At 38.5% G+C, this 14,873-nt stretch carries 12 protein-coding genes; 5 read left to right on the top strand and 7 right to left on the bottom strand.

From position 1 onward, the window contains the following. Nucleotides 1-63: 63 nt before the first annotated feature. Nucleotides 64-1,005, top strand: coding sequence for a M28 family peptidase (locus AY601_RS01660; protein WP_068395550.1), 942 nt, complete (start codon nt 64-66; stop codon nt 1,003-1,005). A gap of 169 nt (nt 1,006-1,174) precedes the next feature. On the opposite strand, the gene AY601_RS01655 is transcribed toward AY601_RS01660, so the two are convergent. From AY601_RS01655 to AY601_RS01640, 4 genes are read right to left on the bottom strand one after another with little or no spacing between them, the layout of a single operon-like run. After that, on the bottom strand, nt 1,175-2,809 hold the full coding sequence (locus tag AY601_RS01655; RefSeq protein ID WP_068395548.1) for a S41 family peptidase: 1,635 nt from the start codon (nt 2,807-2,809) through the stop codon (nt 1,175-1,177). A 47-nt stretch (nt 2,810-2,856) separates the two neighbouring features. After that, the gene (locus AY601_RS01650; RefSeq protein WP_068395546.1) at nt 2,857-3,444 is read right to left on the bottom strand and encodes a haloacid dehalogenase; all 588 of its coding nucleotides are present in this window, start codon (nt 3,442-3,444) and stop codon (nt 2,857-2,859) included. Then, on the bottom strand, nt 3,444-3,935 hold the full coding sequence (locus AY601_RS01645; RefSeq protein WP_068395544.1) for a hypothetical protein: 492 nt from the start codon (nt 3,933-3,935) through the stop codon (nt 3,444-3,446). The genes AY601_RS01650 and AY601_RS01645 overlap by 1 nt, the downstream gene beginning before the upstream one ends. 3 nt (nt 3,936-3,938) lie before the next feature. Next, the gene (locus tag AY601_RS01640; protein ID WP_068395542.1) at nt 3,939-4,589 is read right to left on the bottom strand and encodes an ABC transporter ATP-binding protein; all 651 of its coding nucleotides are present in this window, start codon (nt 4,587-4,589) and stop codon (nt 3,939-3,941) included. A 228-nt stretch (nt 4,590-4,817) separates the two neighbouring features. Here AY601_RS01640 and sucC point away from each other — a divergent pair, with 228 nt between their 5' ends. The 3 genes from sucC to AY601_RS01625 all read left to right on the top strand — a co-directional run bounded on the left by sucC (nt 4,818) and on the right by AY601_RS01625 (nt 10,343). Then, on the top strand, nt 4,818-6,008 hold the full coding sequence (sucC, locus tag AY601_RS01635; protein WP_068395540.1) for an ADP-forming succinate--CoA ligase subunit beta: 1,191 nt from the start codon (nt 4,818-4,820) through the stop codon (nt 6,006-6,008). Nucleotides 6,009-6,653: 645 nt separating this feature from the next. Then, the gene (asnS, locus tag AY601_RS01630; RefSeq protein WP_068395538.1) at nt 6,654-8,102 is read left to right on the top strand and encodes an asparagine--tRNA ligase; all 1,449 of its coding nucleotides are present in this window, start codon (nt 6,654-6,656) and stop codon (nt 8,100-8,102) included. Nucleotides 8,103-8,297: 195 nt separating this feature from the next. Next, entirely contained in the window at nt 8,298-10,343 is a 2,046-nt protein-coding gene (locus AY601_RS01625) for a M13 family metallopeptidase (protein ID WP_068395536.1), read from the top strand. A 69-nt stretch (nt 10,344-10,412) separates the two neighbouring features. On the opposite strand, the gene AY601_RS01620 is transcribed toward AY601_RS01625, so the two are convergent. Continuing rightward, nucleotides 10,413-12,071, bottom strand: coding sequence for an FMN-binding glutamate synthase family protein (locus AY601_RS01620; protein ID WP_068395534.1), 1,659 nt, complete (start codon nt 12,069-12,071; stop codon nt 10,413-10,415). 78 nt (nt 12,072-12,149) lie between these two features. Between AY601_RS01620 and AY601_RS01615 the strand changes: the two genes are divergently transcribed. Next, nucleotides 12,150-12,770, top strand: a complete 621-nt coding sequence (locus AY601_RS01615) for an L-threonylcarbamoyladenylate synthase (RefSeq protein WP_068395532.1) — start codon at nt 12,150-12,152, stop codon at nt 12,768-12,770. Nucleotides 12,771-12,854: 84 nt separating this feature from the next. On the opposite strand, the gene trpA is transcribed toward AY601_RS01615, so the two are convergent. Both trpA and trpB read right to left on the bottom strand, forming a co-directional pair. Beyond that, nucleotides 12,855-13,625 carry a tryptophan synthase subunit alpha gene (trpA, locus tag AY601_RS01610; RefSeq protein ID WP_068395530.1) on the bottom strand — a complete coding sequence of 257 codons (771 nt, stop codon included), beginning with the start codon at nt 13,623-13,625 and terminating at the stop codon, nt 12,855-12,857. Nucleotides 13,626-13,671: 46 nt separating this feature from the next. Beyond that, the gene (gene trpB / locus AY601_RS01605; protein ID WP_068395529.1) at nt 13,672-14,853 is read right to left on the bottom strand and encodes a tryptophan synthase subunit beta; all 1,182 of its coding nucleotides are present in this window, start codon (nt 14,851-14,853) and stop codon (nt 13,672-13,674) included. Nucleotides 14,854-14,873 lie beyond the last annotated feature (20 nt).

The following is a 14,873-nucleotide window of genomic DNA, read 5'->3' as shown; positions in this document are numbered from 1 at the left end:
TCACTAATTTGTAATATATTAGGGATATCAACACAACAACCTATTAATAAAAATTCTGGCGCTATGAAATTATATTTGCTATTACCCCTGGCATTTACACTGGGTTGCAATGCAGTAAAAACATCCAATCAACCCGTTCACGCTGATCAGTTAATCAATGACGTCAAGGTTCTGTCTTCTGATGCTTACGAAGGCAGAAAAACAGGTACTAAAGGTGCCGAACTAGCAAGGGCTTACCTTACCAAACGTTTTAAGGAAATTGGCCTCAAAGCCTACAAAAGCTGTAATGGCTACCAGCAATCCTTTACTTTTGCGGGTATTGATAATCCAAAAATTACCGGTAAGAATATGATTGGTTATATCAAAGGGACAACCAGTAAAGTAATCGTTATTTCCGCACACTATGATCACTTAGGCGTGATTAACGGAACAATCTATAATGGTGCAGACGACAATGCTTCCGGCGTAGCTGGATTACTGAAAATAGCCACGCACTATGCAAAGAATAAACCGATGTATACCCTGATTTTTGTTGCATTTGATGCAGAAGAATTTGGCAGGAAAGGCTCTGAGTACTTTGTGAACCATCCTCCGGTTGAACTGAGTAAAATCAAACTGAACCTTAACCTGGATATGATCAGTCATAATGATAAAGGTGAACTTTATGCGGCCGGAACCTATATATATCCGCAACTCAAAAACTATATTGCCACAACCATTCCTGATTTAAAAATACTTTTTGGACATGATAATTCAAGGTTGGGAGCAGATGACTGGACAAATCAAAGTGATCAGTCTGCTTTTAATGCCAAAAACATTCCTTTCATCTACTTTGGAGTAGAAGATCATAAAGATTACCACAAATCTTCAGACAAATTCGAGAATATCAATCAGGCATTTTTCATTAATGCTGCAAATGGTATTTTAGAAATCACAGATAACATTGATAAAGAGCGTACCGTAGAAAAAATACTGCGTGACAGACTTCAGTCAAAAAGAAGATAATAAATAATTCCGCAACTCTTTCTTTGCTCTAACTGCCTGTTTTCTAACTGACTAAATCAGCCTGAAAACAGGCAGTTATGGCCTGAAAAACAACAAGGACAGACCCATGGTTATTGTAACAGAAAATGCTTTTTGGGGCATGTCCAATCCCGGCCTTTTTCGCCTTACTTTATCTTTTCCGGGAATGCCTGGTTTCAATCATTCCTACAAATTCACTATTAGGATTAACCTTTCTGATCTGCTGGCCTTTGAATTCCACTGTACTAGCTCTCCTGGTTTCCGTATTGGCAATACCCTGAGTAGCGGTAACTGAAGGTGCCAGTACATTTAATGCCTTAGCCAGGTAATTCTCTCTTACATCACCAAAAACGTATTCAGGGTCGTCATATTCATCCAATACATCGGGTACCATCCCTGTATAGTATCCACCTTCATTTTTTGAATTTCTGGTTTCAAATATTGGCATATAAACCTGGTATCTGTTTTCCAGTACGATAGGGAAAAATCCAACAGGTTTACCGTAGGTGGTATCCCCTACCAATTTTACGTTCATATAAGGTTTAAGACTGTTAATTACGATCTCACTTGCAGAAGCTGTATTACGCGTCACAATGAAAACGACATTATTGACTCCGCTCAGGCTTCCTTTTTTACTAAATGTAATGGTATTGGCTGCTACTGAATAGTTATCGTCAGCGGCAGTCACTATTTTTCCATTTTGGCGTATAATCTTTCCATCTCCATCAAGAAGCGGCTGATTGGCAAGAATAGTTGCATTACCAGCCTGCATCAATGGGTTATAAATTTCAGTGAACATAGTCTTTCCTGAAGTACTTGATGGTCCGATCAGATTGGTCAGATAAGATGCTGCATTTACATAACCACCGCCATTGTATCTTAAATCAATAATAAGGTCAGTTACACCCTGCGCGCTAAAATCTGCAAATACAGGATCCAAACTGGCATCACTTGCTCCGGTATTGCTTGATAAGCGTGCAAATCTTGCATAAGCTAAATAACCTATTTTTTTACCTGAACGGGCAATAACTTTAGCGGTGTAAACCGGATTGCTTTTATAAGAAGCTCTGTTCAGCGTTAAACTAAAAGGAACCTTATCAATGGAGTTATAACCTTCAATAGTTACGGAAGCTGCCGAAAACGAATTAAATACAGTTTCATTTTCATTCGTGTAACTCGCACCTACAGTCTGGCCATTCACTTTTGTAATTAACCAGCCTCTTTTCACACCAGCAGTTTCTGCCGGAGACCCCGGATAAACAGCAGTGACAAATAATTGATATTTATCAGAATTTCTGAAAAGATAGAAAATAGGCCTGATCCCTACATCATATCCGTTATTGTCTACATCTACATTTGCAGTTTTTATTGCAGAAGTAGCATTTGGATTTGCCTGGGTCAGGTCATCAATCCTGGAATACTTAGGATAACCATAACCATTATATTCAAAAGGTTTACCAGTGGCAGGATTAAGCTTCAGGTTACTGATGGCAAATAACTCGTCATCATAATTATCGATTGGCTTTGATTTGCTGGAATACTGTCTTGGATTGAAAGCATCGTAAGCAGGGATCGCATCACTCCAGTAGTAAATCTGTTTAGCATATAAAAACAGCGAATCCAGCGTCAACTGTGTACGCGTACCCACAGCTGGTAATCCTCCGTTTCTGTCTGTTGGGTTATCTGTAATATCTGGCTTAGGGCTCTTTTTACATGAACTTGAAATCACGATTAAAAGAAACAGCGTATAAATCGCTAAACGATTGTTTGATAAGTTTATCCTCATAAATAGGCAATATGAAATATGCAATTAAGGTAAAGAAAGAATAAGTATTAAAGTTGATCTACAGCTAAAAATTCAATTTTATCTTCACTGACACACAGACTTTTACCAATGACTAAAACTTCTTTCTTCTTTAAGTCATGCTTCAGGACGATCATGTCCAGCGTCTGTTTAAAAGTACCTGTTTCTGCACTAAAATAGACAACCAAAGACTGCGCTAAACCGTTCCACTCCATTTGCCTGATTTTATTCAACTGCTGTACCGGATCACCATCTACCAATAAAAAGATAGGTTTACCAGCGGCATGGATTTCTTTCAGAAAATCCAGAACAGGTGCAAAAAGCAATAATTTTAGCGGGAGCTTTGCATTCTGTTGCAGTAAATCAAAGTTAATGATGTATTTCTGAGGTAAATTAAACTTTGCTGCTGTTTTAGCAAAGATAGCTTCAGCGCCATCTGTCAGATAGGCCTCATTCATAAACTGCACAATTGCCTGTGCATCTATTTGCTCTCCATACTCTATAAACTGTGCAAACAGATAATAAACCTGCAATTGATAATCCTTTAGCGGATATAAGACATCATCCAGACCAAAAACAAAGGCCTGTCTGGGATTAATGAGCTCTTGGTATTTCATTACGCAATCGTAAATAATGCTTGTTCCTGCGGTGCTTCATTCATATAGAAAACACCATTTAATGTTTTTTCTTTTCCCAGTACGGCTAATTGAGCCGCTGGTATAGCAGCATAAAGCAATTCTCCTTTGTCAAACACAGCCCAGTTATTTTTATCTGTGATCTTTTCAGACAGGTAAAGCGGGAAATGAAGCAAATCAGGTAATAAAACATGAATATTGAACTCTTCAAATAAAACAGCCGACCGCATCACAGCTTCCAGTTCGAAACTATACAATGGCAATAAACGATCTGCTTGCTGGTCTAAACAAGCGTTCAGTAGTGTATGTGCTATGGTATCCTCATTCCGCTCGCCTAAACTTACAAACTGGTATTGAGCAGATGCAAAAGAAGGCATGTCGCCATAATCCCCTAGCAGGATTTGGTCGCCGGTAAATGCCTTTAATATTTTTTGTGCCTGGGCAGATTTGCCTCCGGTAATCAGTGTTTTCAAATTTTATACAATTAAACCATCTTTCATGGTGACAACCCTGTCGCTAATTGAGGCAAGGTCTTTATTATGGGTAACAATTACGAATGTCTGCTGAAAGTTATCACGCAGGGTGATAAAAAACTGATGCAGGGACTCAGCATTTGCTGAATCAAGGTTTCCTGATGGCTCATCGGCCAATATAATGGCAGGATTATTAATTAAAGCTCTGGCTACTGCAATACGCTGCTGCTCCCCTCCCGACAGTTGGTTTGGTTTATGCGACGCGCGATCTTTTAAGCCAAGCAGTTCTAAAAGTTCCAATGCACGGGTTTCCGCTTCTTTTTTACTCTTTTTAGCAATAAAAGCAGGAATACAGATATTTTCAAGTGCACTGAATTCCGGCAGTAAATGGTGAAACTGGAATACAAAACCAATATTCTGATTTCTGAAGATACTCATGGGCTCACCGGAAAGCTGTGCCAGTTTGGTCCCATTTAATTCAACAGTTCCTTCGTCTGGTTTATCCAGCGTACCTAAAATATGCAGTAAAGTACTTTTACCCGCACCTGAAGCCCCGATGATACTGACAATCTCTCCTTTGGCAACTTCAAAATCTACTCCTTTTAGAATAGGCAGACTTCCATAAGCTTTTCTGATACCTGTGGCTTTTAGCATGCAACAAACTTACAAAATTTGAGATTAAATTCAATTAACGGAAGATTTGCAGTTTTTACATTCAGGTAAAACCATGGTTAAGCGTGTATAGAAAATGTTAAGGTCTTAACATTTGCCTGCTTTCACTGAAAAATAAGCAATAAACAAGGTTATTTTATAAATTTAAACTGGCTCTAAGTTTTTAAAACCAATATGAAATTGTAGATTTGGATCAAATTTTTTCAGCAAATGAATATACACGAATATCAAGGTAAAGAAATACTTAAAAGTTTTGGTGTTGCCGTACAAGAAGGCATAGTTGCCGAAACTGTTGAGCAGGCTGTAGAAGCTGCTAAAAAAATGAAAGCAGACTACAACTCTGACTGGGTAGTAATTAAAGCACAAGTACATGCTGGTGGAAGAGGAAAAGGTGGAGGTGTTAAGTTGGCTAAAAACCTTGACGAGGTTAAACAAAGAGCTACCGATATTTTAGGTATGCAATTGATCACACCTCAAACTAGTGCAGAAGGTAAAAAAGTACATAAAATTCTTGTTGCTCAGGATGTTTACTATCCGGGAGCTTCTGAAACAAAAGAATTCTATGTGAGTGTTTTATTGAACCGTGCCAGTGGAAAAAACATCATCATGTATTCTACCGAAGGTGGTATGGATATCGAAGAAGTTGCAGAACACACTCCTCACTTAATTTTCAAAGAAGAGATTGATCCTAAAGTTGGTCTTCAAGGGTTTCAGGCACGTAAAATTGCTTTCAACCTTGGATTAAGCGGTGCTGCTTTTAAAGAAATGGTGAAATTTGTTACTGCGCTTTACAAAGCTTATGACAACACTGATTCTGCAATGTTTGAAATCAACCCGGTTTTAAAAACATCAGATGATAAAATTATTGCTGTTGATGCGAAAGTAGATTTAGACGAGAATGCTTTATTCCGTCATCCTGATTATGCAGCAATGCGTGATAAACTGGAAGAAGATCCAACTGACGTTGAAGCTAGTGAATCAAACTTAAACTATGTAAAATTAGACGGAAACGTTGGTTGTATGGTTAACGGTGCTGGTTTAGCTATGGCAACTATGGATATTATCAAAATTGCAGGTGGTGAGCCGGCTAACTTCCTTGACGTAGGTGGAACAGCTAACGCACAAACTGTAAAAGCTGGTTTTAACATCATCTTAAAAGATCCGAATGTTAAAGCTATCTTAATCAACATCTTTGGTGGTATCGTTCGTTGTGACCGTGTTGCTCAGGGTGTAATTGACGCTTATAAAGAGATCGGAGATATTCCTGTTCCAATTATCTGTCGTTTACAAGGTACAAATGCTGTTGAAGCGAAAAAACTAATTGATGAGTCTGGTTTGAAAGTTTTCTCTGCAATTGCATTGAAAGATGCTGCTGCCTTAGTTACCCAGGTTTTAGCTTAGTCTATAACAGATAAAAAAAGAGGAAACTCTTCGTGTCCGGTTTAAAGGATGCTTACTATATAAAAAATGCCAATTGTTTAAAAGCAATTGGCATTTTTTTATGCCTTTAATTTCTAAAAGCTATTCAGCTCACGTCTTTTTCCACAATTTGCTTAAACAAAAAAACCTCCAGCAATTAAGCCAGAGGTTTCTTAACCAAATATAATTTAAACGAGCAATACAAATATAGGGACTTTTATGGTAAAACAAAACATTAACACAATTAAAACACATCATTTAACACCAAAAAATACAATTACCTGATTATTAGACACAATAACTCAATTAAACACACAATATTTTATACAAAAAAAATTAAAAGACAAATTTAAAGCAATAAAACACATCAAAAAATAGACAATTTCAGTAAAAAACAAAAATTAAACAATAAAAAACAGCTGTTTCCTATTAAATTATCCACAAATAAAGAATAAAACAATTTATTTTAGCAAAAAATACCAAAATAAACCTAAAATAATTTAGCTTAACTCATTTTCAGCCATAATCCGATAAGCTGCAATTTTAACTCTCCTGCTAAAAACTTAAAGTTTAACCCTGTTATTTCTAAATGGAAATCATTATTTTTGAGCGCTCCACAAGAAAATCATGATTAAAAGAGAAAAAATAAAAAGCCTGTTAGAAACAACTGATTTTAACAGAGAAGTGACCGTAATGGGTTGGGTAAGAACGTTCCGTAACAACCAGTTTATTGCCATCAATGATGGTTCCTGCATGGGAAATATTCAGATAGTTGTTGATTTTGAAAATACAGCGGAGGAATTATTAAAAAGGATTACCACAGGCGCAGCAATTGCTGTAACTGGTCAATTGGTAGAATCTTTAGGTAAAGGCCAGCGTGTTGATGTAAAAGCAGTTTCTATCGAAATTCTTGGTGATAGTGATGCGGAAAAATTCCCTTTGCAACCAAAAAAACACAGTCTTGAATTTTTAAGAGAAATTGCACACCTGCGTTTCCGTACCAATACTTTTAATGCTGTTTTCAAAGTGCGTCACGCATTGGCATTTGCAATACACCAATTTTATAATGAAAGAGGTTTTGTTTACATGCATACGCCTGTAATCACAGCGTCTGACGCTGAAGGTGCGGGCGAAATGTTTAAAGTAACCACTCTTGATTTTGATCAGACCCCAAGAACTGAAGACGGAAAAGTAGATTTTTCTGAAGATTTCTTCGGCCGTGCGACTAATTTAACTGTTTCCGGTCAGCTGGAAGGTGAATTGGCAGCGATGGCTTTTGGTCAGATTTATACCTTCGGCCCTACTTTCAGAGCAGAAAATTCAAATACTACACGTCACCTTGCAGAATTCTGGATGGTTGAACCTGAATTTGCTTTTGCTGACCTGGAAGACAACATGCAGCTTGCAGAAGATATGATGAAATATATCATCACTTACGCACTGGACAACTGTAAAGAAGAGATTGAATTCTTAAATAACCGTTTATTAGAGGACGAAAAAACCAAGCCACAGCAAGAACGCAGTGAATTATCATTGATAGAAAAGCTGAATTTCTGTATCAATAATGAATTTGTACGTTTAACGTATACAGAAGCAATTGCGATTTTGCGTTCGTCAAAACCTAATCAGAAAAAACAGTTTAAATACCTGATTAATGAGTGGGGTGCTGATTTACAATCTGAGCATGAGCGCTTCCTGGTAGAGAAACACTTTAAAAAGCCAGTTATCTTAACGGATTATCCAGCAGATATTAAAGCATTCTATATGCGCCAGAATGAGCCGGATGCTGAAGGCAGAAGGACTGTTGCGGCGATGGACGTTTTATTCCCTGGTATTGGCGAGATGATCGGTGGTGCACAGCGAGAAGAAAGAATGGACAAGCTGACTCAGCGTATGGATGAAATGAATATCTCTCAGGAAGAGTTGTGGTGGTATTTAGACACCAGAAGATTCGGTTCTGCTAAACATGCTGGTTTCGGCTTAGGTTTTGAACGTTTAGTCTTGTTTGTTACTGGTATGACCAACATCAGAGATGTGATTGCTTTCCCTCGTTTCCCGAAAAACGCAGAGTTTTAAACGCCATAAATTATCTAAAAAGAGGATATCAGTAATGGTATCCTCTTTTTTTGTGCTTTTTCACCGCTATTGATTAGTTTTAGACTTAAATTTCAAATATGAACCTGACATGATTAAAATAATTAAATCCGAAGGGCAATACTTATTTTAATCATCAAAGGCTCCATCTGACAGAAAAAAACAATAAACAAATAGATGAAAGCAAAAATAATTTTACCATTAGCAGGATTGGCACTGCTAGCTGCTTGTCAGAACAAAGACAAAGGCAGTACTGCTCATAAAGAGGCCAGAACAGAGTTCTTTGATAAGTCTGGCATGGACACCACGGTTACACCGGGAGACAACTTCTTTCAGTATGCCAACGGGAAGTGGATGAAAAATACAGAAATCCCGAAGACGGAAACGGGTTGGGGTTCTTTCTATACGTTATACAATGATAATATAAAAAATCTGGAGCAGATCCTGACTAACGCTGCCAGAGAAGAACATAGCAAAGGTAGCCTGGAACAAAAAGTAGGTGATTTCTACGCCAGTGGAATGGATACCGTGACTATTGAAAAATTAGGTTACACCCCATTAAAGCCTCTGCTTGCACAGATTGATGGATTGAAAGATTATAAAGAGGTGATCAGTTTTATTGCCGATGGTTATAAAAATGGTAACGGCGATTTATTAGACTTCCATGTTGGGCCTGATGACAAGATCAGCAATAAAAACGCAGTTAACTTCGGCCAGTCTGGTATTACCTTACCAGAACGCAGTTATTACTTCAATAATGATGCAGAAACCAAGAAAATCAGAGCAGGTTTTTTGAACTACATTACCCAGCTTTTTGTCTTAACAGGTTCAAAAAAAGAAGACGCAGCGAAATCTGCTGACCATATCCTTAAACTGGAAACCAGTATTGCAAATTCACATTCTACTCCTGTTGAGTTACGTGATATCCCGAAAAATTACAACAAATATTACCTGGCCGATTTCCAGAAACTGACTCCTGACATTGACTGGAAAACAGTATTGGGCAAATTAGAGCTTAAAACTGACACGATCATCGTAGGTCAGCCAAAATACTATCAGGCGCTAAATAACCTGTTAAAATCAGAGCCAATTGCTATCTGGAAAGAAAAATTAAAGTTTGATGCGATCAATAACGCGACAGGTGCATTGAGCAAAGATTTCCGTACTGCAAGATTTGATTTCTTCGGTAAAACTATACAAGGACTGAAAGCACCAAAAGAACGCTGGAAAGCAATTGTAAGCAGCACAGACGGAAACATGGGCGAGTTGCTTGGACAATTATATGTAAAGGAGCATTTCACCCCAGAATCAAAGAAAAGAATGCTGGAACTGGTAGATAATCTTCAAAAAGTTTACAAATCAAGAATCGAGAAATTAGACTGGATGACTCCTGCTACTAAACAAAAAGCATTGGAGAAACTGAATGCATTCATTAAAAAGATCGGTTATCCTGATCAATGGAAAAAATATGATGATGTAGAAATTTCAAAAAACACCTATTTCGCGAACCTTCAGTCGGCAGATAAACATGCTTACAAAGAAATGGTAGAAAAAATGGGGAAACCTGTAGACAAAACAGAATGGGGAATGACGCCACCAACGGTAAATGCGTATTACAATCCTTCTATTAATGAGATTGTTTTCCCGGCGGGAATTCTTCAGTTTCCTTTCTTTGATGTCAATGCAGATGATGCAATCAATTATGGGGCGATTGGTGCTGTAATTGGCCATGAAATGACACATGGTTTTGATGATCAGGGTAAACAATATGATAAAGACGGAAACCTTAAAGATTGGTGGACAGCTGCAGATGCGACTAAATTCAAAGAGAAAGCTAAAAGGGTAGTTGACTTGTACAATGGCTTTACTTTACTCGATAACCAACATGTAAATGGCGAGTTGACTTTAGGGGAAAACCTGGCAGATATCGGTGGTTTAGCAATTGCTTATCAGGCATTTAAATTAACGCCAGATGGCAAAAGCGATAAAAAGATTGATGGTTTTACACCCGATCAGCGTTTCTTCCTGAGCTTTGCGCAGGTTTGGCGTATCAAGAGCAGAGACGAGTCTATGCGCGTTCGTTTAAAAACTGATCCGCACTCTCCGGAAATGTTCAGAGTTAACGGTGCTGTTTACAGCATGGAAGCTTTTTATAAAGCATTTAACGTACCAGCAACTGCAAAGATGTATGTTGCACCTGCAAACCGTGTAGGTGTTTGGTAAACTCCATATTCTGATATAAAAAAGGGGACGTATCTGTAAAGACACATCCCCTTTTTATATTCTGATTAATTAGTTGTTTGATTGCTGCGTATCTGTAAATGAATTCGCGTGTGCATAATCAATTGCAGTTACTCTATAATCTGTAGGTGCAAAGCTGGAGGAAGTACTTAAAGCCATGCCCAGTTCAAATCTCAATGGATAAGGTGTATTCAACAAACTGCCTTCAGGGATATAAGGGAAAGTTTCCATATAAGATTGCATTACATTTGGTGCAATCCTTCTGTTGATATAAGCCCTGCTCAATTGATAAGTATGGCGTAAACCTGCCGCACCTAAAAGCTCAACTGCGCTTGCTACCGTTAAACGGTGATAGTTAAATACACGTACTTTTTTATCTTCTACCACTAATCCTTTCATCAGACTAGGATCTTGTGTAGCTACACCTGTAGGACAAGTATTGCTATTACATTCCAGCGCCTGGATACAGCCTAAAGCAAACATCATCGCTCTGGCAGAATTACATAAATCAGCACCTAATGCAATGTTTTTTACCAGGTCAAATCCTGATGAAACTTTACCTGAGGCAATAATCTTGATATGTTTCTTTAAATCAAAACCTGAAAGCACATCATAAACAAAAGCTACACCTTCTCTTAAAGGCATACCTACTGCGTTTGAGAATTCCTGTGGAGATGCTCCTGTGCCACCTTCACCACCGTCAACGGTAATAAAATCTACATAAGTACCTGTTTCTACCATCGCCTTGCAAATCGCAAAGAATTCACTTTTACGACCGATACATAACTTAAACCCAATTGGTTTTCCACCAGATAGCTCTCTTAACTTTTTCACAAAAGCAAGCAACTCTAAAGGTGTTGAAAACGCCGAGTGTGCAGGTGGGGAAATCACGTCAAATCCTTCTTTTACTAACCTGATTCTTGCAATTTCCGGAGTTACCTTTTTTGCAGGAAGAATACCACCGTGTCCGGGTTTAGCTCCTTGTGAAAGTTTAATCTCAATCATTTTAACCTGCTCAGTTTTTGAACGTATGCCAAAAGCATCATAGTTAAATGAGCCATCATCGTTACGGCAACCGAAATAACCGGTTCCGATCTGCCAGATTAAATCACCTTTTGGAGCAGCATGGTAATCACTGATCCCTCCTTCGCCGGTGTTATGTGCAAAGTTGCCCATAAAAGCGCCTCCGTTTAAAGAAAGGATCGCATTCTGGCTCAGGGAACCAAAACTCATGGCAGAAATATTTAATATACTTGCAGAATAAGGCTGTGCGCAATCAGGGCCACCGACCAATACTCTTGGGTCTTCGTTCAATTCATGGTGACTGATCGCTGCAATACTATGGCTTAACCATTCGTATCCGTTTTCATAAACGTCAAGCTGTGTACCAAATGGAATAGTATCATTTTCTTTTTTTGCACGCTGATAAATCAGCGAACGGTTTAGTCTGCTGAAAGGTTTCCCATTCGTGTCACTTTCTACAAAATACTGGTATACTTTAGGGCGCAAATCTTCTGCAAGATATCTTAAGCGGCCTAAAACCGGGTAGTTTCGAACAATACTATGTTTTGGCTGGTAAAGGTCATAAATGCCCAATAAAATGACAGGACCTATAAAAATAAAGGCCCAATAAAACGGTGGCCAAGCCAGGCTAATCATCAAAGTTGCCGTGACTAAAAATGCGGCAATCGCAATAAATGCTTTTCTCATACTCTTGTAATTACTAAATCAGGGGCAATAGTACGAACATTTATCAACGACTCAACCAAATTATCTGTAAATTTACATATGTTAATCAAAATATACCCGGAAAATCCGAATCCGAAAGCGATTGAACAAGTGGTTGAAGTCCTCAAAAAGGGCGGTATTATCATATATCCCACTGATACTGTATATGGATTAGGATGCGATATCACCAACCAGAAGGCGATTGAGCGAATTTGTCAGATCAGAGGCATAAAGCCTGAAAAAGCGAATTTTTCTTTTATCTGTTCTGACCTCAGACACATCTCTGATTTTGTCAAGCCGATTGACACTACTGTATTCCGCTTGTTAAAGAAAGCCCTTCCAGGCCCTTTTACTTTCATATTCAATGCGAACAACAATGTTCCAAAATTACTGAGTTCAAATAAGAAAACTGTCGGGATCAGGGTACCTGATAACAGTATTGCGAGGGCAATAGTTGAAATGTTAGGCAACCCGATTTTGTCAACATCGATTAAGGATGATGATGAGCTGGTGGAGTATTCTACAGATCCTGAATTGATCTATGAGAAATATGAAGCATTAGTTGATGCGGTGATTGATGGCGGCTATGGCGATAATGAAGCTTCTACAGTGGTAGATTGTACGCAGGGCGATTTTGAGATTATCCGTCAGGGAAAAGGAATACTGGAAAACTATTTATAATAAGTTCACCAGTATTCGTGCTGATAGATTGCCTGTACCGAGCTATTTTATTCTTATGAGCAGCTTTATTCTTATTAGCAGCGTTTATGACGTAAATTTCGTCATAAACGCTTCAATATTCTCATCCAGGTTACCTGCTGCAATAGCTTTTACAAAAGCTGTACCGATAATTCCTCCATTTGCATATTTACAAGCTTTATCAAAAGTCTCTTTACTGCTGATCCCGAATCCGATCATTGTTGGATTATTTAGTTTCAGGTCTGCAATCCTTGAAAAATAAGCTTCTGTGGTATCCGATACTTGCAAGTTTTGCCCTGTTGTAGCAGAAGAAGATAATAAATAGATAAATCCATTGCTCAGGGAATCAATTTTGTGGATACGCTCTGTTGAAGTTTGCGGGGTAACTAAAAATATATTGCTCAATCCGTATTTCAGGAATACGTCTTTATAAAATTCTTCATATTCGACCATTGGCAGATCGGGTACAATACAACCGTCAACCCCCACTTCAGCACAGGATTTACAGAAACGCTCTACACCGTATTGTAATACTGGGTTTACGTACCCCATCAACAAGACCGGGATTGTAACTGTTTTGCGCAATTCTTTTAACTGTTCAAATAACAAGTCTAAATCCATCCCCTGGTCTAGGGACAGTTTACTGCTGGCTTGAATAACCGGTCCATCTGCTACCGGATCTGAATAAGGAAAACCTATTTCCAGCATATCGGCTCCTGCTTTTTCCAGGGCAGCTGCAATTGCAACCGTGTCACCTAAACCCGGATAACCTGCTGTATAGTAGATGGATAGTATATTGTTCTTTTTCTCTTTGAATATTTTATTAATCCTGTTCATTTGATCTGTATGCTATAGTATATATAAAAGACTGTCTAAACAGACTCTAAAAACCGAAATGTTTCATGTAAGTATCCATGTCTTTATCTCCCCTGCCGGATAAACAAACGACTACATTTTCTCCACCTTTAAATTTCATTCTCTCTAAATGGGCAAGCGCATGCGCACTTTCAATGGCAGGAATAATTCCTTCCATTTGGGTACATAGCAATCCTGCGTTCAATGCTTGATCATCTGTGACCGAAACATATTCTGCTCTGGTAGTTTTGAAAAGATGTGCATGCTGAGGACCTATTCCAGGATAATCCAATCCGGCAGAAACAGAATGCGGTTCTACAACTTGTCCATCTGCGGTTTGCATGAGGATACTTCTGCTTCCATGCAGTACACCCTCTTTACCCAGAAAAGTAGTTGCTGCTGAGAATCCGGTATCCACACCTTTCCCTCCTGCTTCAATAGCGATCAGCTTTACATTTTCATCATTGATAAAATGATAAAACATGCCCATCGCATTACTTCCGCCACCTACACAAGCCAGGACATAATCAGGCTGATCATTTCCAGTCTGTTCGATCAATTGCTTTTTAGTTTCTTCAGAAATGATAGATTGAAAGATAGAAACCATATCAGGGTAAGGATGCGGCCCAACTACAGATCCGATAATATAATGTGTGTCTACTGGATTATTAATCCAGTCACGCATTGCTTCATTGGTGGCATCTTTCAGTGTTTTACTTCCTGAAACTGCAGAAACAACTTTAGCACCCAGCATTTTCATTCTGGCTACATTAGGTGCCTGGCGTTGAATGTCGATTTCGCCCATATAAACTACGCATTCCAGACCACGCAATGCGCATACCGTTGCGGTCGCCACGCCATGCTGTCCTGCACCAGTTTCAGCGATAATCCGCTTTTTACCTAATTTCTCAGCGAGTAAGATCTGGCCAATAGTATTGTTTATTTTATGCGCCCCAGTATGGTTCAGATCTTCTCTTTTAAGAAAGATATTCGCATTGTATTTTTCAGATAACCGTTTTGCAAGGTAAAGCGGAGAAGGTCTGCCTACATAATCTTTCAGCAGTGCATGAAACTCTTTCTGGAATTCTGCATCCCCAATGATTTTGAGGTAATTTTGTCTGAGCTCTTCTACATTCGGATAAAGCATTTCGGGAATGTATGCCCCTCCAAAATCTCCGTAATAACCTTTTTCATTTACAAAATAATTCATAGTCTTATCTTTTTATAAGT

This window comes from Pedobacter cryoconitis (genome assembly GCF_001590605.1).
Lineage (GTDB): Bacteria > Bacteroidota > Bacteroidia > Sphingobacteriales > Sphingobacteriaceae > Pedobacter > Pedobacter cryoconitis_A.
This window is presented reverse-complemented; position numbering and strand designations above follow the sequence as displayed.

Excerpts from the sequence above, each read along its gene's own strand:
- AY601_RS01650 (WP_068395546.1), bottom strand. The coding sequence starts at position 3,444 with ATGAAATACCAAGAGCTCATTAATCCCAGACAGGCCTTTGTTTTTGGT.
- AY601_RS01620 (WP_068395534.1), bottom strand. The coding sequence starts at position 12,071 with ATGAGAAAAGCATTTATTGCGATTGCCGCATTTTTAGTCACGGCAACT.
- AY601_RS01660 (WP_068395550.1), top strand. The coding sequence starts at position 64 with ATGAAATTATATTTGCTATTACCCCTGGCATTTACACTGGGTTGCAAT.
- trpB (WP_068395529.1), bottom strand. The coding sequence starts at position 14,853 with ATGAATTATTTTGTAAATGAAAAAGGTTATTACGGAGATTTTGGAGGG.
- AY601_RS01625 (WP_068395536.1), top strand. The coding sequence starts at position 8,298 with ATGAAAGCAAAAATAATTTTACCATTAGCAGGATTGGCACTGCTAGCT.
- AY601_RS01615 (WP_068395532.1), top strand. The coding sequence starts at position 12,150 with ATGTTAATCAAAATATACCCGGAAAATCCGAATCCGAAAGCGATTGAA.
- trpA (WP_068395530.1), bottom strand. The coding sequence starts at position 13,625 with ATGAACAGGATTAATAAAATATTCAAAGAGAAAAAGAACAATATACTA.
- AY601_RS01655 (WP_068395548.1), bottom strand. The coding sequence starts at position 2,809 with ATGAGGATAAACTTATCAAACAATCGTTTAGCGATTTATACGCTGTTT.
- sucC (WP_068395540.1), top strand. The coding sequence starts at position 4,818 with ATGAATATACACGAATATCAAGGTAAAGAAATACTTAAAAGTTTTGGT.
- AY601_RS01640 (WP_068395542.1), bottom strand. The coding sequence starts at position 4,589 with ATGCTAAAAGCCACAGGTATCAGAAAAGCTTATGGAAGTCTGCCTATT.
- asnS (WP_068395538.1), top strand. The coding sequence starts at position 6,654 with ATGATTAAAAGAGAAAAAATAAAAAGCCTGTTAGAAACAACTGATTTT.